Origin of the sequence: Xenorhabdus sp. PR6a (assembly GCF_028599065.1) — a bacterium.
Lineage (GTDB): Bacteria > Pseudomonadota > Gammaproteobacteria > Enterobacterales > Enterobacteriaceae > Xenorhabdus > Xenorhabdus doucetiae.
On sequence record NZ_JAQRFJ010000015.1, the window covers coordinates 22,026 to 47,370 of the forward strand.

Below are 25,345 nucleotides of genomic sequence, written 5' to 3' on the forward strand. Positions count from 1 at the left end.
ATTCCCTAACTAAGTGAAAGGCTGATGCATTTTACTGACAGATTCGGCCAGTGACGACACGACCAGAAAGATAATATCAACTTTGTAAAGCGGATCACGGCTTAGAGACTGACATGCGGCAAGGTTTCACGATATTCTCCTGTTTAAGCTGCTGTCGTCAGTAGGGTTAAATGCTATTATACGCTGCAAAGATCGACCCAATAGATGAAATGAACTGACTATTTAGAGGTGAGCCAAATGATTATTGTCACGGGTGGCGCAGGGTTTATTGGCAGCAATATTGTCAAGGCACTGAATGACGAAGGCTATAAGGATATTCTGGTTGTTGATAACCTGAAAGACGGCACAAAGTTTGTCAATTTGGTTGATTTGGACATCACCGATTACATGGATAAGGAAGATTTCATTGCCAGCATCGTTGCGGGTGATGATTTGAGTGATATTGATGCCATTTTCCATGAAGGTGCTTGCTCATCCACCACCGAATGGGATGGTAAGTATATGATGGACAATAATTATCAGTACTCCAAAGATATCCTGCATTATTGCCTTGAACGTCAAATTCCGTTCCTGTATGCCTCTTCTGCTGCGACTTACGGTGGCCGCAGTGACAATTTCATTGAAGAGCGTCAGTATGAAAAACCGCTCAATGTTTATGGCTACTCCAAGTTCCTGTTTGACCAGTATGTGCGCGATATTTTGCCTCACGCGGACTCTCAAGTTTGTGGCTTCCGTTATTTCAATGTCTACGGGCCGCGCGAAGGGCATAAAGGCAGCATGGCCAGTGTTGCCTACCATTTGAACAATCAGATCCATCAGGGACAGAATCCGAAGTTATTTGCCGGCAGCGAAAATTTCTGCCGCGATTTTATCTATGTCGGTGATGTTGCCGCCGTTAATCTGTGGTTCTGGAAAAATGGCGTTTCCGGCATTTTTAACTGCGGAACCGGCCGCGCTGAATCTTTTCAGGCGGTGGCAGACGCGGTGATGACATTCCATCAAGCAACATCCCCGGTGGTGGAATACATCGATTTTCCGGAAAAATTAAAAGGCCGTTACCAGAGTTTCACGCAAGCCGATCTGACCAAACTGCGAGCTGCGGGTTATAAAGAACCGTTCAAGACGGTCGCCGAAGGTGTCGCTGAATATATGCAATGGCTCAATCAGGATAATTAATCGACGTCTATGAAGATATTGGTGATCGGCCCATCATGGGTGGGCGACATGATGATGTCACAAAGCCTCTACCGTACTTTGAAGGCTTTGTACCCCGATGCAGAAATTGATGTGATGGCACCGGCATGGTGCCGCCCATTATTGGCAAAGATGCCGGAAGTGAATCAGGCGGTAGCCATGCCGCTGGGTCATGGAGCCCTTGCTTTGGGTGAGCGCCGCCGCCTTGGTCACGCATTGCGGGAAAACAGATACGATCGAGCCTATATCTTGCCCAACTCATTCAAATCTGCACTGGTTCCTTTCTTCGCCAATATCCCGCTGCGTACAGGCTGGCGCGGTGAAATGCGTTACGGGTTACTGAATGACCTCCGGGTCCTGAATAAGCCTGCTTTTCCACTGATGGTTCAACGTTATGCCGCCCTCGCCTATGAAGGGAAAAACCTGCGTAGTGCTGATGATCTTCCACAACCTTTGTTATGGCCGCAATTAAGTGTCGATGACGAAGATATTGCGGAATCGACCTCAGCCTTTAATATTGCGGATCACCGCCCGATGATTGGTTTCTGCCCCGGTGCCGAATTCGGCCCCGCCAAACGCTGGCCACATTATCACTATGCTGCCCTCGCCGAGCAGTTAATCAGCCAAAAAGGCTATCAAATTTTGCTGTTTGGCTCCGCCAAAGATCATCAAGCGGGTGAAGATATTCGGGCACTTTTAAGCGATGATGCCCGCGAAGATTGCCTTAATTTGGCCGGGAAAACGTCACTTGAGCAAGCCGTCAATCTGATTGCGGCCTGCGATTCTGTCGTCACCAACGATTCAGGTTTGATGCATGTGGCAGCCGCCTTAAACCGTCCTTTAGTCGCACTATATGGCCCCAGTAGCCCGGATTTTACGCCTCCTCTCTCAAATAAAGCGGAAGTGATCCGCCTGATTACTGGCTATCATAAAATCCGCAAAGGTGACCGTGACGGTGGCTATCACCAAAGTCTGATTGATATTCAACCTGAAACGGTTTTAGCTTCATTAGAGAAACTGCTACAGGCGGAGAGCCAAAAGTAATGCGTGTTTTATTGGTAAAAACCTCTTCCATGGGAGATGTGTTACATACTCTGCCGGCATTAACCGATGCGAAACAGCATGTTCCTGATATCCAATTTGATTGGGTGGTGGAAGAAGGATTTGCGCAAATTCCAACCTGGCACAATGCGGTCGAAAATGTGATCCCTGTGGCGATCCGCCGCTGGCGAAAAAATTGGTTCAGGAAAGATATTCGTGAAGAACGAGCCCAATTCAGGCAACAACTGCAACAACACCAATATGACGCCATCATTGACGCCCAAGGCCTGTTAAAAAGCGCTTTTTTGGTCACTCGCTTGGCCTCTGGTTCAAAGCATGGTTACGACAGAAAAAGCATCCGTGAACCCATCGCCAGCGTCTTCTACGACCATTGCCATTCTGTCAGCAAACAACAACATGCGGTTGAACGCATCCGGGATTTATTTGCCGATAGTTTGGGCTATAAAAAACCGTCAGGACACGGTGATTATGCTATAGCCCGCCATTTTTTGCGTAAGGAAAACTGTTACCAGCGCCCCTATCTGGTTTTTCTCCATGCAACCACGCGCGATGAAAAACATTGGCCTGAAGACCATTGGCGACAACTTATCGCAGATATCGCACCCACCGGGGTGCGTATCAAACTGCCTTGGGGTACAGAGCACGAACACCAGCGGGCACTCAGGCTGGCTGAGGGTTTTTCTCACGTTGATGTGCTGCCGAAACTGACATTGGCTGAAATCGCACACGTTCTGGCGGGAGCCAAAGCAGTGGTTTCGGTTGATACAGGATTAAGCCATCTTACGGCAGCCCTTGATCGACCCAACATTACGCTATTTGGGCCGACCGATCCGGGTTTAATTGGCGGGTATGGGAAAGAGCAACATCCCCTGAAATCGGTGGATAATACAATGGGAGGTATTATACCGTCGGAGGTTATGTTGCTCTTGCCGGAGGTTTTAGCACTTTCAAGATAAAGTAGATTTAGATATTATGCAGATATATATATTCAATCTCCATTATTTGTTTTCTTTAGCAAAAGCCTTAATCGGGTTTTGGACACTTAGTTCCTCCTCCTAAAATTATTTACTTCCATAATTGATTACAATTTTAGGAAACAGTTTAAAGCAAAAAGCCACCTTTTATTCAGGTAGCTTTTTGTATTCAAAAAGAGCAAAGATAATGTCTAAACACTACCTTTAGAACTTGAGCTTCTTACTTCATCTTTAATAATCTGGTGAATTTTAGAAACAAAATTATCATTATTATGGTAACTTTTAATATAATTAACAGCCTGCTTCGCAAGATTATTTCTTCTTACTTCATCCTGCATTAATTCATAAATCGCCGAGACAAATAAGTCAACTTTATCAAATCCATCACCTAAAACATCACCCACATGAATTCCAAATTTTGACGTTAAGCTATCAGGATTACGATTACTAACAAGTAAAGTACCAAATGATAATGCTTCAAGAAAAGAAACTGGTAAAGCTTCATGAATTGAAGTATTAACTAAAATTTTTGCATCACGTAAAAATGCATCTTTCTGCTCTCCCTCAATATGACCAGTAAAATGTAAATTGTTAATATTTTGATAATTTTTCATTATTTCATGATTTTTATCATCTTCTCTATATATTTTACCTAAAACATAAAAATCATATTCAGGCATTTTTTTTGCAATTTCACAAAATAACCAGCCACGTTTTACGGATGCAATTCGTCCTAAGAATATAATCATGTTCTTCTTATTATGGGTAGTTACATCAAATTCCTCATCAATGTCGATAGGATTTGGAACAAATTCAATCTCAACATCTGAATCTAATTTATACAGATCTTTTGCTTTGTCATTCAAACAATATGCCTGAGATATAAATTTAACTCTATCTTGTTTATACCAAGAGTTAACCAAATCGTATATTTTTTGATTATAATAAGACGTTTCGGGAAAAAGTTTTACAGTAAAAATTTCGTCCCATTCATACATTGGACGAGGATCTTGAATCCATAATATTAGTCTCTTATCTTTATTTGGTTCATTTTCTAAAATATGATCATAGGTTAACTCAACGCTAAAATAAATGTCATAATTTTTATTTTTTAGCCATTGACGTGCAAACCATTTTCTACGTGGCAACCTATAAAGAGTGACATCATCTGCTTTATATTCCTCTGCAAAGAAATGACTTTTCCCTTTTCCTAACAATATTTCAATTTCAATTTCTTTATTTGGCACATATTTTGCTATGTAATTACGTGCTAAATAACCATATCCTCCGAATCTAGTATTTACAGCACCAAAAAATTCGTCAACAATCAATCCTACTTTAATTTTACTTTTATCAACTATATTCATTAAAAAACCTCTCTATCTTTATATTCTTTGACTAATCCGAGAAAAAGAGATCATTGATCCCTCTGAACTAAAAATATACTCCATAACATAAGAGAATAATATTATCTTGTCGATAGAAGTATATGATGGAGTTATCGTGAACATAAACATTTCTTACCTGACAGTCTAGTCTATAAGGAGTATCTTATCTAGATAACAATGGTTAATAAACAAAATGGTTACATTAGCACATTCCTATTATTAATTTAGCTCAACATTTTATTTATAAAATAATTAAATAATAATAGATATTTAATCTCTTGTCCAACAATTGATAATACAAATTTTTTGATGACAACAATTAACCATTACCTGTAAAAACGTAATGAGAGAAATTTTATAATATCAATACAGTTATATCATTTGATGAATATGTAAACAATCAAGATTTGATATCTAATAAACTGCACCAATAAGTCGTTCTACTACACATAGGCTATGCTTCTTCGTTGAAAAAAGATTTCTCAAATTAACCTACTGTCTTTAAAATTTACTTTTTATTCCCTGTTATGCAAAATAGTATTAATTTCAGATATTACCTTATCTGGAGATATAACATCCATAATATGCGAATGAATTTTATAGTTCAGTGGCATAACTGCACCTAATATTACCTTATGAAGCTCAGGATCTTGGTAAGGCCCAGTAGCATATGGAACAGCGGTCACAAATAGGCTAATTGTAGGTACCTTTAGAGCAATAGCTATGTGCATAGGTCCCGTATCACCAGTAACAAGTAAATCTAATTTATTTATTTTTTGCGTTAACTCTATTAGTGTTGTTTTTCCAATAAGTTGATCAATCCTGCTATGATATTTACTTGATAATAATTCCATGAATTCTTGTTGCAAATATATATCGTTAGGTGCCCCTATTAATACTATTCGTGCAGTATTATCACTATTTAAAATCTGAGATGCAACCCGAACAAAGTTTTTCACAGGCCAACAACGTTCAGATGAAGATGCTCCCATTTGAAAGCCAATATGTATATTGTTTTTCTTAATTGAATTAACTCTACGTGGAGTTCGCATTTCAATACAGGATTTTGATGTTGTTTCACATCCCAATGGTTTTATTAACTCAAGCTTCCGTTGAATTACATGTCCCCTAAATGAATCAACATAGTTAGTTAACCATTTTTCAATTAATTTATTTTCGTTATAATTATCTCTAAATACAAATTTAGCACCAGACATGATGGCGCTCAAATAATCATACGGATTATGTGAGTGCAGTATCACTGCAAGATCCGGCGTTCCTGATTTTTTTATTTCTTTTAATAAGTTGGGTATATGGTTTACTTTGTTATTCCATGTAATAATTTTATCCCAATCAGTACCATGTTCAAGATATGATTTAAAATTTTGATGACAAATTAACGTAATAAAAGCATCTTTAAATCTGTTCCTTATAGCATGTATTGCAGGTGTATTCATCAAGAAATCACCCAGAGCAGTAGTGGAATAAATGATTATATTTGAGAAGTTTTTCTCTTCTAAGTCATTAAATTCAACTCTTGATTGAGTGAAATCTAGCTTCTTTGTATAAACCTTTAAAAAAAGATCGACTAATTTGTGTTTAAAATACTTTTCCATTTAATGCCTTTTAGTTATAAGTTTTTATTATTGATTTATGAATTTCATCCGATAATACTCAGCCAACGTCATCCCTTTCACCAAAGGTTTTAAAAATTCAAACAACCCTTCCAAATCGCGATAAAGCTGTTCAATCTGTTCTTCACTCTTAAATGTTGGACTCCCTCCCGGCATAAATTCAGATGAATGTAACATAAACTCAACGTAATCACTGCCATTCGCTAAAGTTTGCTGAATAACTGTTTTCATCTGCGCCAAATTCCCACCTTTTGGTCGCAACCAGTTAACCGATGGAGAACGTTGTTTTCCTCTCAATCGATCATATTTCTGCTTAATAAAATTCATCATCGCAGAGTGCTTATATTGAATACTCATCGGGACTTGCAATAATGAAGAATCACCTTCTTTGGCAATATCCTGCAAATCCATAAAATAAGCATAAGCTGGAAAATGGCGATAATCTGTCCCACCATTTCCATTAGGATTGCCTTTGGTCAACTGCCAGTTAACTTTTGGAGTAACAGAGCAATCTACCTGATATCCATACTCAAGTAGCAACTGTGCATAATATTCGTTAAATGCCCAGCGTCCAGAACGATGGCTCAACATCTTAGTCTGCAGCTTATCTTCCAAAAGATTAGTCATCAAATCAATTTTGGCTTTAATCTGATCTCTGGGATATTCAATCAGATATGGCTTGTAACGCATATCATCATCAGTGAGAGGAACAATAGGGGGACTATTCCAGGCATGCAAATGCATCCCAATTTCACCCGTATTTCTGGCTATCACGTCTTGAGCGAATTCGATATAACCATCATCCATTGCCATCTCATAGTTAGTCAGCCAAACAGGTTTGAATCCGAAACGCTCACAGAGATGCTGAAATCTCGGCAAATACTGCGTGTTTTTTGTTGAGATCTGATCACTATTTTTCCACAGATCATCACCTTCTGTGTCGATCGTGATAATAAAAGCCGGTAATGACATTGATATGCACCAAAATGTGATAATAATAGTTGTTCTAATGGTACGCATAGCAAACAAAGAGCGCAATTAGAGAATCCTAATTATCAAACCAACGTAACTTTGGTTGGTGTCCTTAAAGATGTCACGCTATGATTTTTACATTAAGATCACCGCATGACATTGATATGCCACAGAACTCAACACATGACCCCAAAAAACAATAAAATCAAACGCATTCTGGTGATTAAATTACAGCATCATGGTGATATGTTACTGATCACACCAGTTATCAGTACGCTAACCCACCACTATCCAAATGCAGAAATTGATGTCCTCCTTTATCAGGAAACATCGCCTATGTTGGTAAATTCAACAAAAATTTCCCGAATTTTTTCCATAGACCGTAAGTGGAAGCAACTAGGCACAAAAGAAAAATTACGCCATGAGTGGGCACTCCTCAAAGCATTACGGCAGCAACATTATGATTTAGTTGTCAATCTTGCTGACCAATGGCGGAGTGCATTTATTACCCGTTTTACTGGAGCACCCAGACGTCTGGGGCTTGATTTCCCTAAACGACAAAATTGGAAATGGCGTTTTTGTCACACTGATGTCATACCAACCGATGATCATGACTCATTACATACCGTAGAGCAGAATCTTTCCATCCTAAAGCCATTGAAAATTAACCCGATTATCACAAAAGTCACCATGAATTATAGTGATAATGATTTACAATGGATAAAAGAAACACTTTCTGAGCATGAATTTCCAGAGAGATATGTTGTTATTCAACCGACCTCTCGATGGTTTTTTAAATGTTGGGATGAAAAGAAAATGGCAGAAGTGATTACTACCCTGCATAAAGATGGGCAGAGTATTATTATCACTTCTGGACCAGACCAAAAGGAATTGGAAATGGTAACCACCATCTTGTCATACTGCCCTGATGACAAAAAGAACATTCTTTCCCTCGCGGGCAAATTAACCTTACCCAAACTTGCCACTTTGATTGATCACGCTAAGTTATTTATTGGCGTAGATTCAGTACCCATGCATATGGCCGCAGCTCTGGAAACACCCTGTATTGCATTATTCGGTCCATCCAAACTGACATTTTGGCGGCCCTGGCAGGCTGTTGGTGAGGTGATTTGGGCGGGTGATTATGGCAATATCCCACACCCAGATGATATAAAAACCTATACAAACGAACGCTATTTAGACCTGATACCCACAGATGCCGTCATTTCAGCAGCAAGGAAATATATTTCATGAAACCATTACGTTTAGCCATTGTCCGTCAAAAGTATCGCCCAGATGGAGGTGCTGAACGTTTTATTTCCAGAGCGTTGGAAGCATTAGAGCACCAGCAACTTGAACTCAACGTCATTACACGGTCTTGGCAAGGTACAAGTAACCCCAATTGGCACATTCACCTATGCGATCCGTTTAAATATGGAAGAATAAGCCGCGAAAGGGGTTTTGCTCAATCAGCCCGGAAATTATGGCAAAAAGAGCAATTTGATTTAGTTCAAAGCCATGAACGCATTGCCGGCTGTGATATTTATCGGGCCGGCGATGGCGTTCATAAGCGCTGGTTACATCAACGTGCACGTATCTTGCCAACATGGAAAGCTCGATGGCTGTTAAACGATCGGTATCACCGCCATGTTATGCAGGCCGAAGCAGAAATGTATGCCGATCCCGCCTTAAAAAAGGTGATTTGTAATGCTGAGATGGTAAAAAAGGAAATCATCGAAGAATTTGGTGTCGCCGAAGATAAAATCACGGTGATATACAATTCGATTGATAACACAAAGTTTTTTCCTGCTGATGAGCAATCCCGTCTACAATTGAGACAACAATACCAAATCCCCGCAACCACAAAATGCTTGATTTATGTTGGTTCCGGCTTTGAGCGAAAAGGATTATCTGCGGCAATTAAAGCCATCGCGAAGACAGATTGCTATCTATTAGTTATCGGCAAAGACAAAGAACAGAAAAAATATCAGGCGCTGGCAAATACGTTAGGATGTCCTCATCGTATTCGTTTCATGGGGTTACAAAAAAATACCTTGCCCTTTTATCAACTGTCTGATGCTTTACTACTGCCGACGCTATATGATCCATTTCCCAATGTGATCCTTGAAGCGATGGCGTGCGGTTTGCCCGTCATTACCAGCACGACATGCGGGGGAGCAGAATTCATCACCGAAGGGATAAATGGTTTTATCTGTGACGCATTAGATATTGAAAATTTAAGGGATGCTGTGCATCACATTCCTGATAATATATTCGGAACAGAGATGTCTATTGCCGCCAGAAACCAAATAATCACTGCGACTCCTGAGAATTTATCTAAACAATTAATCGACCTTTATCGACGAGTTTTAACACAGTGAAAGAACACATTCTTTTTATCATCGATGGATTGCCCGGAGGAGGCGCTGAAAATGTGACTCTTCGTCTTGCAGATAGTTTGAGTAAAGCAAACTATCAAGTTTCATTACTTTCACTCAATACTCAATTGGATTACACCATTCCGGAAGATATTCATTACATTGCCAGTATAGATAATTACCAAGGTCCGCTGAGAAAACTCAATGAGATAAACCGCAGGGCTAAGGCGATGGATAAAGTTTTATTTCAGCTTTTCCAACAACAAGGCAAACCGGTACTGGTTATCTCTAATCTACATAAAACTGACCGTATTGTCGTTAAATCCAAAACTCTGGCAACCTGTAACGTATGGCATTGTATTCACGGTATTTTCTCCCAATCATACTTGAGCAACAAAAGTGGCTTTGCTTATTGGATAAAAAAAGAGAAGATAAAAAAAGTTTATAAAAATAAAAAGGTTATCTGCGTCTCCGACGCCGTTGGCAATGACCTGCTAAATCATATTGGGATACAACCTAGCCAGATAAAAACCATCTACAATCCCTTTGATTTTGAGAAAATAAAAGCACTGGCATCAGAAACTAACCCTTATCATGGATTAAATTACATTCTGCATGTCGGACGTTTACATCAAGTAAAACGCCAAGACCGATTAATCGACGCGTTTGCAAAGGCAAATCTACCATGCAAGCTAATCATGGTAGGGCAAGGTGCCAAAGAAACAGAAGAATCTCTTAAGGTAAAAATTCATGAGCATGGGTTAAATGACAAAGTCATTTTGGCGGGTTTCCACTCTAACCCCCATCCTATTATCAACGAGGCAAAAGCGGTTGTGATCAGTTCAGACAGTGAAGGGTTACCAACCGTATTAATCGAAGCATTGATTTGCCATACCCCTGTCGTCAGCACTGATTGCCCCGGTGGGGTGAGAGAGATAATGACAGGTCAATTGAAAAATTATTTATCTGAGCTCGACGCAGATGCTTTGGCAGAAAAAATACGACTGGTTTACGCTACGCCCCCACAAATCACAGATGAACTGTATAAGAAGTTTGAGGCAAGCAATATACAGAAGCAATATATTGAATTAATAGAAAAATAGCACACAGAATACCAAACTATGGTTCAAGGGACGCCGCATTTTACACACTTTCTTCTAGCCAATGTGGTACTATAACCGCAGTCTATGTCAGTGAATTTGATAGAATGTTGCTTCGCTTATATCAGGTACTCCTCTACCTTATCCAACCCATTATCTGGTTACGCCTGCTGCTGCGCAGTCGCAAATCACCGGCGTATCGCAAACGCTGGGGTGAGCGCTATGGCTTCTGCGCCCAAAAAGTCATCCCGGGGGGGATTTTACTGCATTCCGTTTCTGTTGGAGAGACATTGGCTGCCATTCCGCTGGTGCGGATTTTACGGCATCACTACCCTTTGTTGCCGATTACGATAACCACCATGACACCGACAGGGTCTGAAAGGGTGCTGTCTGCTCTGGGCAATGATGTTAACCATGTCTATCTTCCCTATGACCTGCCCGGTTCAATGAACCGTTTTCTTGATCACGTCAATCCCAAGTTAGTGATCATTATGGAAACCGAACTGTGGCCTAATCTGATCACAGCGCTACACCAACGGGAAATTCCGCTGGTTATTGCCAATGCAAGGCTGTCCGCCCGTTCTGCGGCGGGATATCAGAAAATTAGCAGCTTTATTAAAACCATTTTAAACAAAATCACCTTGATCGCCGCACAAAATCAGGAAGATGGTGAGCGCTTTATCGAGTTGGGATTAAGACGTTCTCAGCTCTCTGTGACCGGCAGCCTTAAGTTCGATATCTCTGTGACACCAGAGCTTGCCGCAAAAGCCGTCACATTGCGGCGCCAATGGGCACCTCATCGGCCAGTATGGATAGCCACCAGCACCCATGATGGGGAAGAGACCACCCTTCTGGACGCACATTGTAAGCTACTGAAACAATTTCCTGATCTGTTGTTAATTCTGGTTCCCCGCCATCCTGAACGCTTTGGCAAAGCCGCTGAATTAACCCAAAAAGCCGGCTTAAACGCGATCTTACGCAGTGCCGGCACGATCCCTGATGCCAATGTGCAAGTGGTGATTGGTGATACAATGGGAGAACTGATGCTCCTGTACGGTATTGCTGATCTGGCTTTTGTCGGTGGGAGCCTGATCGAGCGAGGCGGGCATAACCCGCTGGAGGCGGCAGCACACGCGATCCCCGTGATTATGGGCCCCCATACCTTCAATTTTAAAGATATCTGTGCCAAGCTGAATAAAGCGGATGGGCTGATTACGGTGACGGATAGCCAGTCATTAAGTTCCGCTATCCATAGCCTGCTGACAGACGAAGATTATCGCCGCTATTACGGCCATCATGCTGCTGAAGTTCTGCATGAGAACCAAGGTGCCCTTCAACGCTTGCTAAAATTACTGGAACCTTATCTCCCGCCAAGGAGCCATTGATGGTTGCGAAAAAACGGCTGTCCGTTGTCATGATCACCAAAAATGCCGCTGATTTGATTGCGGATTGCCTGCTGTCTGTCAATTGGGCGGATGAAATCATCGTCCTGGATTCCGGCAGCACCGATACCACTTGCCAGATAGCCAGTGAGATGGGGGCAAAAGTCTACTCGAATACCCAATGGCCGGGCTTCGGCCAACAGCGACGACTCGCACAATCCTATGCCAGCGGCGATTACATTTTTATGATTGATGCCGATGAACGTGTGACGCCAGAGCTTAAGGCATCCATTGAGCAAATCCTCGCCAACCCTGATGACAGTAAAGTGTATCGCTGCGCGCGCCTCAATCTGTTTATGGGGCGATTTATGCAACACAGTGGCTGGTATCCCGATAGAGTGACTCGTCTTTATTGCCGTGAACGTTACCAATACAATGATAATCAGGTTCATGAATCGCTGGAAACTCGAGGCGCGCCTGTCGTGACGCTAAAAGGTGATTTACGTCACCTGACTTGCCGTAACTTGATGGAATTTCAGCAAAAACAATTGAATTATGCGAGAGATTGGGCGAAGCATCGCTACGAACAGGGTAAAAAAATCCGTTATTTTTCTATCATCAGCCATACGCTGGGGGCATTTTTCAAAACCTGGCTATTACGGGCAGGATTTTTGGATGGTAAGCAAGGTCTGGTGTTAGCCATGGTGAATGCCCAGTATACTTTCAATAAATACGCGGCCCTTTGGGAAATGACTCAAATAAAGAGTACAAACAATGACGAAAAGAAAAGCGATTTATCCCGGCACCTTTGACCCCATTACTTATGGTCACCTTGATATCGTGACGCGGGCCGCAAACATGTTTGACCATGTTTTATTGGCTATCGCCAACAGTGACAGAAAAAATCCCATGTTCAGTTTGGAAGAACGTGTCGAGCTGGCAAAAGAAGTTACGGCTCATCTGGAAAATGTCGATGTGGTTGGGTTTAGCGAGCTGATGGTGAATTTTGCCAAAAAGCAGCAGGCGAATATCTTAATCCGTGGAGTCCGCTCGGTTTCTGATTTTGAATATGAATGGCAACTCGCCAATATGAATCGACATTTTATGCCAGAGCTGGAAAGTGTCTTTTTATTGCCTTCGCAAACGCTCTCTTTCGTTTCATCATCCTTAATCAAGGATGTTGCACGCCATGATGGTGACGTTTCATCCTTCCTGTCAAAACCGGTCACACAGGCAATGCTAAAGAAATTGGGCAAAGATTAATTGTGCGGGGGCGATTATCTTCTGCCCCCTGCGCTTAATGCTGGCACTGACGGCAGAAAAAAGTACTGCGTTGCCCCAACTTTATACTGTCGATTTTCTCACCGCTTTTTTCACCACATCGTGGGCAAGGTTCACCTTTCTTGCCATAAACGAACAGTTCTTGGGCAAAATATCCTGGTTTGCCATCAGATTGTAGAAAATCCTTTAGTGTCGTTCCGCCTTGTTCAATCGAACGGCGTAAGATCTGTTTGATGGTATCAGCCAACAGATGGGCCTCTTGCTGCGTCAGTGAGTGCACGGGGCGTTCAGGCAAGATACGTGCAACAAATAATGCTTCGTTGGCATAGATATTCCCGACACCAACCACCACTTTATTGTCCATTAGCCATGGCTTAATCGCTGTTTTTTTATTACGGGAAAGCGTGTAAAGGTATTCACCATCAAACCGATCAGATAGCGGTTCTGGGCCTAAATGAGCCAGTACCGAGCACATATTCAGGTTATCACTCCACAGCCATGCACCAAAACGTCGGGGGTCGGTATAGCGGAGGATTTTGCCATCGGCCATCACCACATCGACATGATCATGCTTTGCCGGAGGCTGTTCATGCAACAAAACCCGTAAGCTGCCAGACATGCCCAAATGGATAATAATCCAGCCCTCCGGCAACTCAAGTAATAAGTACTTTGCCCGCCGTTGAACACTCAGCACCGGCCTGTCTGAAAGCGTCATGATTTGCTCGGAAACCGGCCAACGTAAACGGGAATTTCTGACCTCAACATATTGGATCACATTGCCAACCAAGTGAGGTTCAATCCCCCTGCGGCTGGTTTCCACCTCTGGTAGCTCCGGCATACCAACTCCTTGAATAAATTATCTACGACAGTGGATCTGAACAGATTACAATACCGTTTTCATGTATTATTTGCAGCCAGATTCGATTGGGTAATATAAGAAAATAGATTGATTATTATGCTTAATATAAAAAATGGTTTTAACATCAGTCATAACAAGAAATCCTTATGGAATTTATCTCTTGTTGGGCTATATCTCATTCTTGTTTATCTGCCAGATATCACAAGATACAAAAATCTTGTCATGATCCTTATCGGTATAACCGCACTCTATTATCTGGTAAAGGATTTTCGTCAAGTAACCCGTTCATTGCGTAACCACCTGTTTTTATCTGTATTACTGTTCGTTCTGGCGATGTTCTATTCTGTGGGAATTTCCATTGATCCTGCATTGAGTTTCAAGGAAATGAATAAACCGATTTTAAATGGATTATTTTTATTCAGTTTTACGCTTCCCATTGTGCTCTATCAAGAAAGTAAAGAGCATATCGCTAAGATGATCCTCATTGCCTTTATTATCGGTATGGCCGCTATCTCACTCACCGATATTGCGAAATACATCATTAATTACCATGCTACAGGTGAAATGCCGTTTACGAATTTCAATCACCGCGAGTTTTCTTACGGGTTTATTTTCTATTTCCCGGTATTACTTTGTACTTGGGCGTTATGGAAGAAGCACTCTCTATTAAGCTGGTTATTGTTGATTATTGCCTCAGCGATTAGCTTATTCTTACTCCTTGGAACGCTTTCCCGCGGTGCCTGGGTTGCCATTGTCGTCGCCACGGTGTTTATCATTGTGATTAACAGAGAGTGGAAACTCACCCTTGCAGCGGCAATATGTCTGGGGATACTGGCTGGCGCGACACACTGGACAGCGATATCCAACCCTGACACTCGATTGCTGATCCATAAACTCACCCAAACAGATAGCAGCTATCGCTATAGTAACGGCACCCAAGGTTCTGCCTGGTCCTTAATCATGGAAAACCCTATCAAAGGCTATGGTTTTGGTAATAAAATTTATCATCAAGTCTACAATAGCCGTGTCGCTGATTATCCTGATTGGACATTCAGAACGTCAATTGGTCCACATAATATCTTCTTATCACTTTGGTTTTCGGCTGGCGTCTTTGGTTTGATCACAACGGTGTTGATGACATTTTCAGCTCTATTGACCGGGGGACAAATCATCCGTCAACATAACGGAATTGTCCGCCAAGTAGGGCTTATCCTTCTGTCTGCTTTTATCGGCTTATTTATCGTCAGAGGGGCTTTTGAAAATGCTTATATCAATGAAATAGGTATCCTGTTTGGTCTGATAATTGCGTTATATAAGAAACCAACCGATAAGGCGATAAACTAAACGGTAAAATATCAGCCCATAGCCAACAGATGCCATGGGCTGAATTTATCACTGAGAGCTGCTGATTATGGGCGTAATTTTTCCGCTATCACACTCATGATTAACTTCGCACGCTGATCCCAATTAAAGCGTTCTGCAACCAATCGTTGGGAATAATCAGCTTTCGCCTTCATTTCGGCGGGATGATTAATCAACCACTGTATCTGTTCAGCAAAACTCTCTGCATTTTCACTATCCGCAAAATTTACCGCATCCTCATCCACAGCATCACGAATAGAAGGGAAATCTGAAATAACGACAGGTTTACCCATCGCCATATATTCAAAAAGTTTAAGCGGGGAGGTATAACGGCTGCCAATACTGGTTTTCGTCAAGGGCAAAACACAAATATCACTATCAGCAATCACCTGAAAGCGTTTTTTAGGTTGAATAAAGCCAAGAAAAGTCACTTTATCACTCACGCCAATCTGTTCAGCAACCTGACGCAATCGCTCAATTTGTTCAGTTGTACCGCCGGCAATGTCCAGTTCAACGTTATCCAGATAAAACATCGCTTTCATTACTGTTGGAACACCTTTCCAACGATGCAGGCTGCCCAAATAAAGCACTTTTTTAGGCAGTGCGCTGTGGTGATCGCGGCTGGCAAGCGTCTGTTCAGCCGATTCAACCGCCAGCATATCAACGCCATCGGGTGCCACAACAATCGGTGTTTTGACACTGTATTGCTGATAAATGTCTTCTTGTAATAACGAGGTCAGGACAAAGACAACCTGAGAACGCTCGTAAACCTGCTGTTCAATTTTTCTGAGTTTATGATATTTACGTTGGTTTTTACGATTGAGCAAATCATGGGATTCTTTAAACGACTGAGAAAATACTTCATGGCTTTCAAAGAAATGGGGGATATCCGGATGATGACACAACAGGTAATTCGCCATTTTAATATTGCGGGTAAAAAGCGCATCAACCTGATGTTCTTTAAGCCAGTGAGAAACCTGCAAGTAAAACAGTTTCTGAGTATTTATCGGGAAATACCATTTTCGTCGTATATCGTGCAGGGCAATCAGCTCCACGGAAGGTGGCAGCGACCGGCCAAGTATTTCTTCAACTTGGGTTTGGCCTTTTGGGGTGATCAGATAAACACGATGCCCCTGACGGGCAAAAGCATCTACATTCTGCAAAATTTGCAGTGAGGCAACCCGATAATCAGGTACAGGATAAGGATCAATATACGCAATTTTCATTATTTTTTATGGCGTTCAATAAACGTCTGGCAGAATGTTCCCAAGTGTACATTGTTTCAATTCTCTGGCGGGCAGATTTACCCATATTTTCCCCTCTGTCCGGCAGAGACAAAAGACGGTTCACCGCATCAGCAATAACCGCAGCATCACCGGGCGCCACCAAAATACCCGCACTCCCCTCATTGCCGACCACCTCTGGTATTCCACCAATATAACTGGCAATCACCGGACGCCCACACGCCATTGCTTCTGCAATAGTAATCCCAAATGCCTCATCGCCAATACTCGGGAAAATACCCGCATCACCCGCCGCATAAAATTCAGGTAATTGATCATGACCTACTGGAGGGTGAAAAATGACGGATTCTTCCAGACTTAAAGCAGCAACCCGCTTTTCAAGCAATTTTAAATCTTCACCTTCACCAATAATCAATAACTTTACGTCCTTGTCCCGCAGCAATGCCATGGCATCAATGGCAACTTTCATGCCCTTCCAGCCCACCAACCTGCCGGCAAATGTTAACAGGAACGTTTTTTCATTGATGCCTAACCGAGTTCGGACAGCCGAATCAGCAGGTTTGAATTTATCGATATCTACCCCATTATAGATGACGTTTGGAAATTGCTTGAAGTGATGCTGAATCTGCCAGGCATTAAAATGACTACATGCAGCCCAAGCCGAGATTTTCTTGCCTAATACCCGATCCCCTTTAAAAAAACTGGTTCCGCCACTCATATAGCAAAACTGGGTAGGGGCGGTTTCAGGCATCATTCTCGGCCAGAAAAAATCAAACGGTTTCGTCAAAATCACCCAGTCAAAATTTTCAGCAATCACGGTTTCACGGGCATGGCGAGCAAAAGAATAACGTTCAACAATGCGTTGGAAGCGGCGTCCAAAGTTAACTACGCGCGCTCTGGGGATAAATGGGAAAGTGTGAATAGGGATATTTCTTCCGCCTAATGCAGGCCGGACATCGCCAGTACCACCGAAAATATGGACTTCATGCCCCGCATCTGTCAGCGCCTTGGCTAACTCCCAAACAGCGGTTTGGATACCGCCGTACGACATGGTCACAGTGACATCGATAAATCCTATCTTCATTTTGCTCATTATCCTTTCATTGATTTTCCAGCAAATTCTGAACAGCGTGCCAGACTTGATCTACCGATATGGCTGACATTGCATCTTGGCGGGTTGCCTGCCTGTAATCGACAGGATGTTCAATGACCGCTAATTCTTTCAAAGCCCGAATAACCGGGGTCACAAGCAATGTGTCACCAAAGCGGGCAATATTGATGATTAAAATATTTTGGAGTTGCATAATAATGAATATTAAATTATCAATCCAAGGATTGGCACTTTGGGGTACTATACAATAAAGTTATTTGATGTTCTATTTACGGTGAATAAATACAATAGCCATAAAAAATAAAATTTATTATATTTTAAACTGTTAAATAACAATATCGCTTATTTTCCCAATCCAGATAGAAATAATACAAACAAACTATTACCGCTTGCTTTCTATACTACGATAAAAAATAGACTCCATTTTATCTAACATATTATCCATGCCAAATAAGTGAATAGCCCGTTGCAGTGAAGCCTCTCCCATCCGTAAACGCAACTCTGCATCATGAATTAATAAGTCTAATTTTTCTGTTAATTGTTCAACATTTCTCGGTTCGATAACATACCCCGTATCGCCATCAATCACGGCTTCGGCAATCGCGCCCACAGAGGTAGACACCACCGGTAATCCACATGCCATTGCCTGCATGATGCCTTGAGGTACACCTTCATTACCAAATGAAGGTAAGGCAAAGATATCCATTGCATTTAAGCAATCAGGGACATCCTGACGGTTGCCGAGAAAAATGACACTTTCGGTCAACCCTTCCTGCTGAACCCGCGGCTCTAAATTCTTTCTCTGCGGGCCATCACCCACGAACAGTAATTGCCAGTCAGGATAACGTTGATGAAGAATTTTCCAACTATCGAGCAAATAACGATGCCCTTTCCACGTTCTCATGGTGGCAACAATACCCAGTGTTGGCTTGTCTTTGATACCAATGCGCTGACGACTCAAGGACTTACTTGCAGGATGAAAACGCGACAAATCAATCCCTGTCGGTACCGAAGTCATATGATCGAGTGGATAATCATTATGTGCATGCAGATATTGGCGCAGTTTTTCCCCTGTGGTCACAATGTGCTGGCAGGCGTGCAAATATAGCCAACGAGTCGCAATGGATTTTGAAACATGAGTTGAAACATGACGGGTTCGGACGATCGGCGGCATGCCTTTTAATGTGGCACAGGCCGCAGCCACTAACCAAGAATCCGTAGAACTATGGGTATTGATAACATCAAATTGGCGACCTTCGGTCTTTAGCCAATGACGCATTGCTCGCAGACAGGAAAAACGTTTTTTTTCAATGGGAAGTGTAACAACCGGCACACCATAACGGTGAGCTTCACGGTAAAGCGTTGACGTTGGGCAACAGACAATCACCACATGGTGCCCACGCTGTATCATGCCCTGAGATTCTGTCAGGATACGAATTTCCTGCCCTCCCCAGCCGCACGATGATTCTGTATGTAAGATATTCAAGGTTTTTCTAACCATTTTCGAGCTGCGCTTGACGGTTCAGATATAAAAAAACCCAGCACTAATGCTGGGCTTTTCACAATCCACTAAAATTATTTAATTTTAGCTTCTTTGTACATAACATGCTGGCGAACAACTGGATCGAATTTTTTCATTTCCAGTTTTTCTGGCATAGTACGCTTGTTCTTCGTTGTGGTATAGAAGTGACCTGTACCAGCAGAAGAGACCAGCTTGATTTTATCGCGAATACCTTTAGCCATTTTTCAGCTCCTTAGTACTTCTCACCACGGGCACGCAGTTCAGCCAGAACTGTGTCGATACCTTTTTTGTCAATCACACGCATACCTTTAGCAGTTACACGCAGGGTTACAAAACGTTTCTCAGACTCAACCCAGAAACGGTGAGAGTGCAGGTTAGGCAGAAAACGACGCTTAGTCGCATTTAATGCGTGGGAGCGGTTGTTACCACTCACCGGGCGCTTGCCAGTAACTTGGCAGACTCGGGACATGTCTATTCTCCAAAAATCAAATAAGCTCGAGCTTTGTATTGGGTGTGACCGCCTCGTCAGGCTTAGGAGCCGAGATAGGCTCTTCTCGTCAAACCCAAGATCCTCAAAGGTGGCGTAGTATACGCCCTCATTCGCAGATGCTCAAGTCCCGAACAGCTAAGATATGATCGTATCGCGAAAAAACCGTATTAAATCCAACCTCTTTCCATAAATGAGACACAAGATTGTTTACCAATGACGATATGATCCAAAACCTTAACGCCAACCAACTCACAAGCCTCAATAATTTTTTCTGTCACCAATTTATCTGCCAAGCTAGGCTCTGGATTGCCGGAAGGGTGATTGTGGGCAAGAATAATCGCTGCCGCATTCACTTTCACCGCCTGTTTGACAATTTCACGCGGATGAACTTCAACTTTGTTTATCGTTCCTTTAAACATTTCATCATGGCAGATAACTTTATTTTGGTTCGTCAAAAACAGCACCACAAAGACTTCTCGATCTTGCCAAGATAATAAGTCCTGCAAATAATGCTGAGTTATCTCGGGACTGCTCATAATATCTTCGTGGATAAACTGACTGGAAAAAAATCGTTTTGCCAATTCAGATATCGCCTGCAACTGGACATATTTGCACAATCCCATGCCCTTATGGGAACAAAAGTCGGCGTAATCCGCGGATAACAGATGGTAAAGTGAACCAAACGATTTCAGCAGATTATCCGCCATTTGCACGACAGGAATGCCCCGGGTTCCCGTACGCAAAAAGATCGCCAATAATTCCGCATCCGTTAAAGAAACCGCCCCATAAGCCAGTAATTTCTCACGGGGAGGAAGATTTGAATGCAATTCTTCGCTTTTTTCCATTGCTGTGACATCCATACAGACTCCTCCCTTAACATTCCTTGCCCCATAACCACCCTCCGTGACGATGGCCTCCATCAAACCGATATTCACTCGCCGCCTACTATCGCCGCTACTATCCCATGATGAAAAAATCATCGCCAGCCCGATTTGTGAGGCTTGCGTAGCGCTTCGCAAACTTGTCATTTTTGGCTGCCTAAGCAGGCGCGGCTCTCAACTCAATATTTTCTTGTGATAGAATCTTAAGGAATTGCAACTGACCTCTGGGCAATCAACATGACAGGATTTTCCGGCAAACAAATTTCTGACCATCCGCTTTCTGGTAAACAAATCGTCCTCGGGATCAGCGGAGGGATCGCCGCTTACAAAACGGCCGAACTGGTGCGCCGCTTACGTGATCGTGGTGCTCAGGTGCGCGTTGTCATGACGCCCGCCGCAGAGGCTTTTATCACGCCATTGACGTTACAGGCCGTCTCTGGCCATCCTGTCTCTGATGATCTTCTGGACCCCGCCGCTGAAGCCGCGATGGGGCATATCGAACTGGCAAAGTGGGCTGATTTAATTATTCTCGCGCCCGCCACCGCGGATCTGCTGGCTCGCTTAACCGCGGGCATGGCGAATGATTTAGTCACCACTATTTGTCTGGCCTCCGCTGCCCCCATTGCGGTGGCACCGGCCATGAATCAACAAATGTATCGTGCACAGGCAACCCAACATAACCTGAAGGTACTTAAAGAGCGCAATATCTTGATTTGGGGACCCGATGAAGGCAGCCAGGCCTGTGGCGATGTCGGCCCGGGAAGAATGTTGGAGCCGATGGCGATTGTCGAACGGGCAACGCAACATCTCAATACTGTTCAGGATTTTTCCGGGCTGCGCATAACGATTACCGCCGGGCCAACCCGTGAAGCCTTAGATCCCGTCCGTTTTATCAGCAACCACAGCTCCGGTAAAATGGGGTTCTCCATTGCACAGGCCGCCGCAGAGCGGGGGGCAGAAGTAACATTAATCACTGGCCTGGTTAATTTACCCACCCCGCAAGGCGTTCAGCGTATTGATGTCAACAGTGCTCTGGAAATGCATGAGCAGGTGCAAGCGAATACGGCCTCGCAGGATATCTTTATCGGTTGTGCTGCCGTATCTGACTACCGTTTCAAGCAAATCTCAACTGAGAAAATCAAAAAACAGGGTGATGAAATCACATTTACGCTCGTGAAAAACCCTGACATTGTGGCGAGCGTTGCTGCAATGGAAAAAAATCGTCCGTTTGTCGTTGGGTTTGCAGCCGAAACCCAGAATGTGGAAGAATATGCCCGCGGAAAACTCAAACAGAAGAATCTGGACTTGATTTGCGCAAATGATGTATCCCTGGCCGGACACGGCTTCAACAGTGATACTAACGCATTACATCTATTCTGGCACAATGGTAGTGTTCATTTACCCCACAGTGGTAAATTACAACTCAGCCACCGCTTATTAGACGAGATACTCAAACGCTATGATGAAAAAAATCGACGTTAAGATCCTTGATCCCCGCATCGGGCAAGAATTTCCTTTACCGACTTATGCTACACCTGGCTCTGCGGGTTTAGACTTACGTGCTTGTCTGGATAATGCAGTGGAACTGGCGCCTGGCCAAACGGAACTTCTGCCAACCGGAATTGCTATCCATATTGCAGATGAACAATTGGCTGCGGTCATCCTGCCTCGTTCTGGTCTGGGTCACAAACATGGTGTTGTTCTGGGCAACCTGGTAGGGCTTATCGACTCGGATTATCAGGGACAATTGATGGTTTCAGTTTGGAACCGTGGTGATAAAACTTTCACCATCGAACCCGGTGAACGCATCGCCCAAATGGTTTTTGTGCCGGTTGTACAGGCTGAATTTAATTTGGTTGAAGATTTTGATGCGAGCCAGCGCGGCAGTGGTGGATTTGGTCATTCCGGTCGTCAATAACTTTCCATAAAGCCTGATACCGTCAACCTAATTTTCATATTTTTTGCCCACGATGTTTTGCCAATAACGTTTTTGTCAGCAACGTTCTTGCCTGCAATAACATTGTGAGCAAAAAATAGCTGGATTTGTTTTGTTGTTTTAGCAGGGGTCTTATCAGACATGGCAGAAAAAGAACGTACAAAAAAGAAAAACAGGCGTGAGGAAATCTTACAGGCACTGGCACATATGCTGGAATCCAGTGATGGCAGCCAACGCATTACGACTGCAAAACTCGCCGCCAACGTTGGTGTTTCTGAAGCCGCGCTTTACCGTCATTTTCCGAGCAAAACCCGGATGTTTGACAGCTTGATTGAGTTTATCGAAGATTCTTTGATTTCACGTATCAATCTGATCCTGCAAGATGAAAAAGACACCATCAAGCGCGTTCGGTTAATCCTCGCCCTTCTTTTGGGCTTTGCGGAAAAAAATCCGGGACTTACCCGTATCATGACCGGTCATGCGCTTATGTTTGAACAAGACAGATTGCAAAATCGCATCAATCAGCTATTTGAGCGAATCGAAGTGCAACTTCGCCAAATTTTAAAAGAGAAAAAAATCCGTGATGGACAGGGGTTCAGTTATGATGAAACCGTATTGGCCTCACAATTACTGGCGTTTTGTGAAGGGATGCTCTCCCGTTTTGTTCGCTCTGAGTTTCGCTATCGCCCGACAACTGAATTTGAAATACGCTGGCCTTTAATGCTGACCCAACTACAATAATCTGCCACGACAATCGCTTATCGCAGCATCATAAGTTCGCATCTTTTATTAGCAGCGAAGGATAACGTGCGGATTTTTTATTGAGTTGTGTTACTATGTTTCGGCTCATTGAGTTCACGACTCAGTAGCTCAATAATGGCATCATTGTCACCATCCTTACTATGATAGATGCCATTTCTACTACTCACCCCGCCCACCCTTGGGCGAGGGATTTTTTTTCACTCAACCTATCATTACTGCTGGCAATATTGACTGCCCATCAAATACCGTATTCTTTACGATACGCTTCCACCGCTTCCAAATGGGATTGCATCTCTGGATTTTCGCGTAAATAACTGACCAAATCATTCAGGGTAATGATGGAGAAAACCTGGCAATGGTAGTCACGTTCCACTTCCTGAATCGCTGAAAGCGTTTCACGCCCACGTTCCTGACGATCCAGACACAAAATCACACCAGACAGCGTTGCCCCGTGCTGCTTAATGATTTCCATCGACTCACGGATCGCCGTACCGGCGGTAATAACATCATCGACAACAACCACATTGCCTTGCAGCGGACTGCCAACCAATGAACCCCCTTCGCCGTGATCTTTGGCTTCCTTGCGGTTAAAGCAATATGGCATATCAATATCATGATGTTCAGCCAGTGCCACTGCGGTGGTTGTCGCAATCGGAATCCCCTTATAAGCCGGGCCAAACAGCAAATCACACTGAATTCCGCTATCCAGCAGCGCTGCCGCATAGAAACGGCCAATCAACGCCAAATCGCGCCCGGTATTAAACAGACCCGCATTGAAAAAGTACGGACTTTTGCGACCCGATTTCAGCGTAAATTCGCCAAATTTCAGCACCTGTTTTTTCAGTGCCAGTTCAATAAATTCGCGCTGATAGGCTTTCATTGGAGTCTCTCCTCTTTGATCTTGTCATTCATTACTATTGCAGGTATCAGGTATATTGCAGGCATAAAAAAGGCGACTCTTCCGCCGCCTGATTTATTGCTTATTTTAATGAGTCTTGTTCCAACGCATCTCGCTGCGCTTTGAAAATAGTCCCCAGTCCCTCTTTTGCCAATGAGAGCAGTGAGAGCAATTCATCATGGCTGAACGGTTCACCTTCTGCCGTGCCCTGTACTTCAATCATTCTGCCGTCATCCATCATAACGATATTCATGTCGGTTTCAGCCGCAGAGTCTTCGACATATTCCAGATCACAACGTCCTTCACCCTCAACGATCCCAACAGAGACTGCTGCAACCATCGATTTCAGTGGGCTTTCTTTCAGTTTGCCATCCGCAACCAACTTGTTCAGGGCATCAACCAATGCGACACAAGCACCAGAAATAGCTGCTGTGCGCGTACCGCCATCCGCTTGGATCACATCGCAATCCAGCGTAATGGTAAATTCACCCAGTTTTTTCAAATCAACAGCAGCACGCAGCGAACGTGCAATCAGGCGCTGGATTTCCATCGTGCGGCCGGTTTGTTTGCCTCTGGTCGCTTCACGCGCATTACGGCTATTGGTCGCCCGCGGCAACATACCGTACTCGGCCGTGATCCAGCCTTGCCCCTGACCTTTCAGGAAACGTGGAATTCCTTCTTCAACGGAGGCATTACATAACACTTTGGTATCCCCAAATTCCACCAGCACAGAACCTTCCGCGTGTTTAGTGTAATGACGGGTCATTTTAATAGGACGCACCTGCCCCGCTGCTCTTCCCGCCGGACGCTTTCCTACTAAGCTCATAGTGTGATCTCCGTTGTTCATCATTATTGGGGGCGCATTATACGGCCTAAAGCGGCGAATGCCTATCCTGCATCTACATGGAGCGCTAT

The 25,345-nt window shown here is 43.3% G+C and carries 26 protein-coding genes; 13 read left to right on the plus strand and 13 right to left on the minus strand.

Annotated features, from left to right (window positions below; translation table 11 throughout):
* Window positions 1-237 precede the first annotated feature (237 nt).
* From rfaD to rfaC, 3 genes are read left to right on the plus strand one after another with little or no spacing between them, the layout of a single operon-like run.
* Window positions 238-1,176, plus strand: a complete 939-nt coding sequence (rfaD, locus tag PSI15_RS06210) for an ADP-glyceromanno-heptose 6-epimerase (RefSeq protein ID WP_273582771.1) — start codon at window positions 238-240, stop codon at window positions 1,174-1,176.
* 9 nt (window positions 1,177-1,185) lie between these two features.
* The gene (gene rfaF, locus PSI15_RS06215) at window positions 1,186-2,238 is read left to right on the plus strand and encodes an ADP-heptose--LPS heptosyltransferase RfaF (protein WP_273582772.1); all 1,053 of its coding nucleotides are present in this window, start codon (window positions 1,186-1,188) and stop codon (window positions 2,236-2,238) included.
* On the plus strand, window positions 2,238-3,212 hold the full coding sequence (gene rfaC, locus PSI15_RS06220) for a lipopolysaccharide heptosyltransferase RfaC (RefSeq protein WP_273582773.1): 975 nt from the start codon (window positions 2,238-2,240) through the stop codon (window positions 3,210-3,212). Before rfaF ends, rfaC begins: the two co-directional genes overlap by 1 nt.
* Window positions 3,213-3,421: 209 nt before the next feature.
* Here rfaC and PSI15_RS06225 read toward each other — a convergent pair whose 3' ends face one another.
* The 3 genes from PSI15_RS06225 to PSI15_RS06235 form a co-directional block, all read right to left on the minus strand.
* Window positions 3,422-4,597 (minus strand): glycosyltransferase family 4 protein, encoded by a 1,176-nt coding sequence (locus PSI15_RS06225; protein WP_273582774.1) that lies wholly within the window; start codon window positions 4,595-4,597, stop codon window positions 3,422-3,424.
* 536 nt (window positions 4,598-5,133) lie between these two features.
* The gene (locus PSI15_RS06230) at window positions 5,134-6,234 is read right to left on the minus strand and encodes a glycosyltransferase family 9 protein (RefSeq protein ID WP_273582775.1); all 1,101 of its coding nucleotides are present in this window, start codon (window positions 6,232-6,234) and stop codon (window positions 5,134-5,136) included.
* 27 nt (window positions 6,235-6,261) lie between these two features.
* Window positions 6,262-7,224 carry a polysaccharide deacetylase family protein gene (locus tag PSI15_RS06235; RefSeq protein ID WP_273582776.1) on the minus strand — a complete coding sequence of 321 codons (963 nt, stop codon included), beginning with the start codon at window positions 7,222-7,224 and terminating at the stop codon, window positions 6,262-6,264.
* A 183-nt stretch (window positions 7,225-7,407) separates the two neighbouring features.
* Here PSI15_RS06235 and rfaQ point away from each other — a divergent pair, with 183 nt between their 5' ends.
* The 6 genes from rfaQ to coaD all read left to right on the plus strand — a co-directional run bounded on the left by rfaQ (window position 7,408) and on the right by coaD (window position 13,347).
* Window positions 7,408-8,478 (plus strand): putative lipopolysaccharide heptosyltransferase III, encoded by a 1,071-nt coding sequence (gene rfaQ / locus PSI15_RS06240; RefSeq protein ID WP_273582777.1) that lies wholly within the window; start codon window positions 7,408-7,410, stop codon window positions 8,476-8,478.
* A complete protein-coding gene (locus tag PSI15_RS06245) occupies window positions 8,475-9,605 on the plus strand; it encodes a glycosyltransferase family 4 protein (RefSeq protein ID WP_273582778.1) in 1,131 nt (376 codons plus the stop codon). Before rfaQ ends, PSI15_RS06245 begins: the two co-directional genes overlap by 4 nt.
* Window positions 9,602-10,705, plus strand: coding sequence for a glycosyltransferase (locus tag PSI15_RS06250; protein ID WP_273582779.1), 1,104 nt, complete (start codon window positions 9,602-9,604; stop codon window positions 10,703-10,705). The genes PSI15_RS06245 and PSI15_RS06250 overlap by 4 nt, the downstream gene beginning before the upstream one ends.
* 104 nt (window positions 10,706-10,809) lie before the next feature.
* Complete coding sequence (gene waaA / locus PSI15_RS06255) at window positions 10,810-12,087, plus strand: lipid IV(A) 3-deoxy-D-manno-octulosonic acid transferase (protein ID WP_273582780.1); 1,278 nt, start codon at window positions 10,810-10,812, stop codon at window positions 12,085-12,087.
* Window positions 12,087-12,896 (plus strand): glycosyltransferase family 2 protein, encoded by an 810-nt coding sequence (locus tag PSI15_RS06260; protein ID WP_273582781.1) that lies wholly within the window; start codon window positions 12,087-12,089, stop codon window positions 12,894-12,896. The genes waaA and PSI15_RS06260 overlap by 1 nt, the downstream gene beginning before the upstream one ends.
* Window positions 12,859-13,347, plus strand: a complete 489-nt coding sequence (coaD, locus tag PSI15_RS06265; protein WP_273582782.1) for a pantetheine-phosphate adenylyltransferase — start codon at window positions 12,859-12,861, stop codon at window positions 13,345-13,347. Before PSI15_RS06260 ends, coaD begins: the two co-directional genes overlap by 38 nt.
* Before the next feature lie 34 nt (window positions 13,348-13,381).
* Here coaD and mutM read toward each other — a convergent pair whose 3' ends face one another.
* Window positions 13,382-14,203 (minus strand): bifunctional DNA-formamidopyrimidine glycosylase/DNA-(apurinic or apyrimidinic site) lyase, encoded by an 822-nt coding sequence (gene mutM / locus PSI15_RS06270; protein WP_273582783.1) that lies wholly within the window; start codon window positions 14,201-14,203, stop codon window positions 13,382-13,384.
* A gap of 117 nt (window positions 14,204-14,320) precedes the next feature.
* Here mutM and rfaL point away from each other — a divergent pair, with 117 nt between their 5' ends.
* Window positions 14,321-15,568: an O-antigen ligase RfaL gene (rfaL, locus tag PSI15_RS06275; protein WP_273582784.1), complete on the plus strand. Its 1,248-nt coding sequence runs from the start codon at window positions 14,321-14,323 to the stop codon at window positions 15,566-15,568.
* A 65-nt stretch (window positions 15,569-15,633) separates the two neighbouring features.
* Here the strand turns inward: rfaL and PSI15_RS06280 are convergent, their stop codons facing one another.
* The 7 genes from PSI15_RS06280 to radC form a co-directional block, all read right to left on the minus strand.
* The gene (locus PSI15_RS06280; RefSeq protein ID WP_273582785.1) at window positions 15,634-16,812 is read right to left on the minus strand and encodes a glycosyltransferase family 4 protein; all 1,179 of its coding nucleotides are present in this window, start codon (window positions 16,810-16,812) and stop codon (window positions 15,634-15,636) included.
* Window positions 16,793-17,914, minus strand: coding sequence for a glycosyltransferase family 4 protein (locus PSI15_RS06285; protein WP_337928471.1), 1,122 nt, complete (start codon window positions 17,912-17,914; stop codon window positions 16,793-16,795). Before PSI15_RS06285 ends, PSI15_RS06280 begins: the two co-directional genes overlap by 20 nt.
* Before the next feature lie 16 nt (window positions 17,915-17,930).
* Complete coding sequence (locus tag PSI15_RS06290) at window positions 17,931-18,134, minus strand: hypothetical protein (protein WP_273582787.1); 204 nt, start codon at window positions 18,132-18,134, stop codon at window positions 17,931-17,933.
* Window positions 18,135-18,323: 189 nt separating this feature from the next.
* The gene (locus tag PSI15_RS06295) at window positions 18,324-19,442 is read right to left on the minus strand and encodes a glycosyltransferase family 4 protein (protein WP_273582788.1); all 1,119 of its coding nucleotides are present in this window, start codon (window positions 19,440-19,442) and stop codon (window positions 18,324-18,326) included.
* Between the two features lie 74 nt (window positions 19,443-19,516).
* Window positions 19,517-19,684 carry a 50S ribosomal protein L33 gene (rpmG, locus tag PSI15_RS06300; protein WP_010847629.1) on the minus strand — a complete coding sequence of 56 codons (168 nt, stop codon included), beginning with the start codon at window positions 19,682-19,684 and terminating at the stop codon, window positions 19,517-19,519.
* An 11-nt stretch (window positions 19,685-19,695) separates the two neighbouring features.
* On the minus strand, window positions 19,696-19,932 hold the full coding sequence (gene rpmB / locus PSI15_RS06305; RefSeq protein WP_045967846.1) for a 50S ribosomal protein L28: 237 nt from the start codon (window positions 19,930-19,932) through the stop codon (window positions 19,696-19,698).
* Between the two features lie 188 nt (window positions 19,933-20,120).
* Window positions 20,121-20,813 (minus strand): RadC family protein, encoded by a 693-nt coding sequence (gene radC, locus PSI15_RS06310; protein ID WP_273582812.1) that lies wholly within the window; start codon window positions 20,811-20,813, stop codon window positions 20,121-20,123.
* A 258-nt stretch (window positions 20,814-21,071) separates the two neighbouring features.
* On the opposite strand from radC, the gene coaBC reads away from it, so the two are divergent.
* The 3 genes from coaBC (at window position 21,072) to slmA (ending at window position 23,511) form a co-directional block, all read left to right on the plus strand.
* Complete coding sequence (coaBC, locus tag PSI15_RS06315) at window positions 21,072-22,316, plus strand: bifunctional phosphopantothenoylcysteine decarboxylase/phosphopantothenate--cysteine ligase CoaBC (protein WP_273582789.1); 1,245 nt, start codon at window positions 21,072-21,074, stop codon at window positions 22,314-22,316.
* Window positions 22,294-22,752, plus strand: coding sequence for a dUTP diphosphatase (dut, locus tag PSI15_RS06320; protein WP_045967840.1), 459 nt, complete (start codon window positions 22,294-22,296; stop codon window positions 22,750-22,752). Before coaBC ends, dut begins: the two co-directional genes overlap by 23 nt.
* A gap of 159 nt (window positions 22,753-22,911) precedes the next feature.
* Window positions 22,912-23,511 (plus strand): nucleoid occlusion factor SlmA, encoded by a 600-nt coding sequence (gene slmA, locus PSI15_RS06325; RefSeq protein ID WP_273582790.1) that lies wholly within the window; start codon window positions 22,912-22,914, stop codon window positions 23,509-23,511.
* A gap of 259 nt (window positions 23,512-23,770) precedes the next feature.
* Here the strand turns inward: slmA and pyrE are convergent, their stop codons facing one another.
* Together pyrE and rph are read right to left on the minus strand one after the other, a co-directional pair.
* On the minus strand, window positions 23,771-24,412 hold the full coding sequence (pyrE, locus tag PSI15_RS06330) for an orotate phosphoribosyltransferase (RefSeq protein WP_045967836.1): 642 nt from the start codon (window positions 24,410-24,412) through the stop codon (window positions 23,771-23,773).
* Window positions 24,413-24,512: 100 nt separating this feature from the next.
* Window positions 24,513-25,256 carry a ribonuclease PH gene (gene rph / locus PSI15_RS06335; RefSeq protein ID WP_273582791.1) on the minus strand — a complete coding sequence of 248 codons (744 nt, stop codon included), beginning with the start codon at window positions 25,254-25,256 and terminating at the stop codon, window positions 24,513-24,515.
* Between the last annotated feature and the right edge of the window lie 89 nt (window positions 25,257-25,345).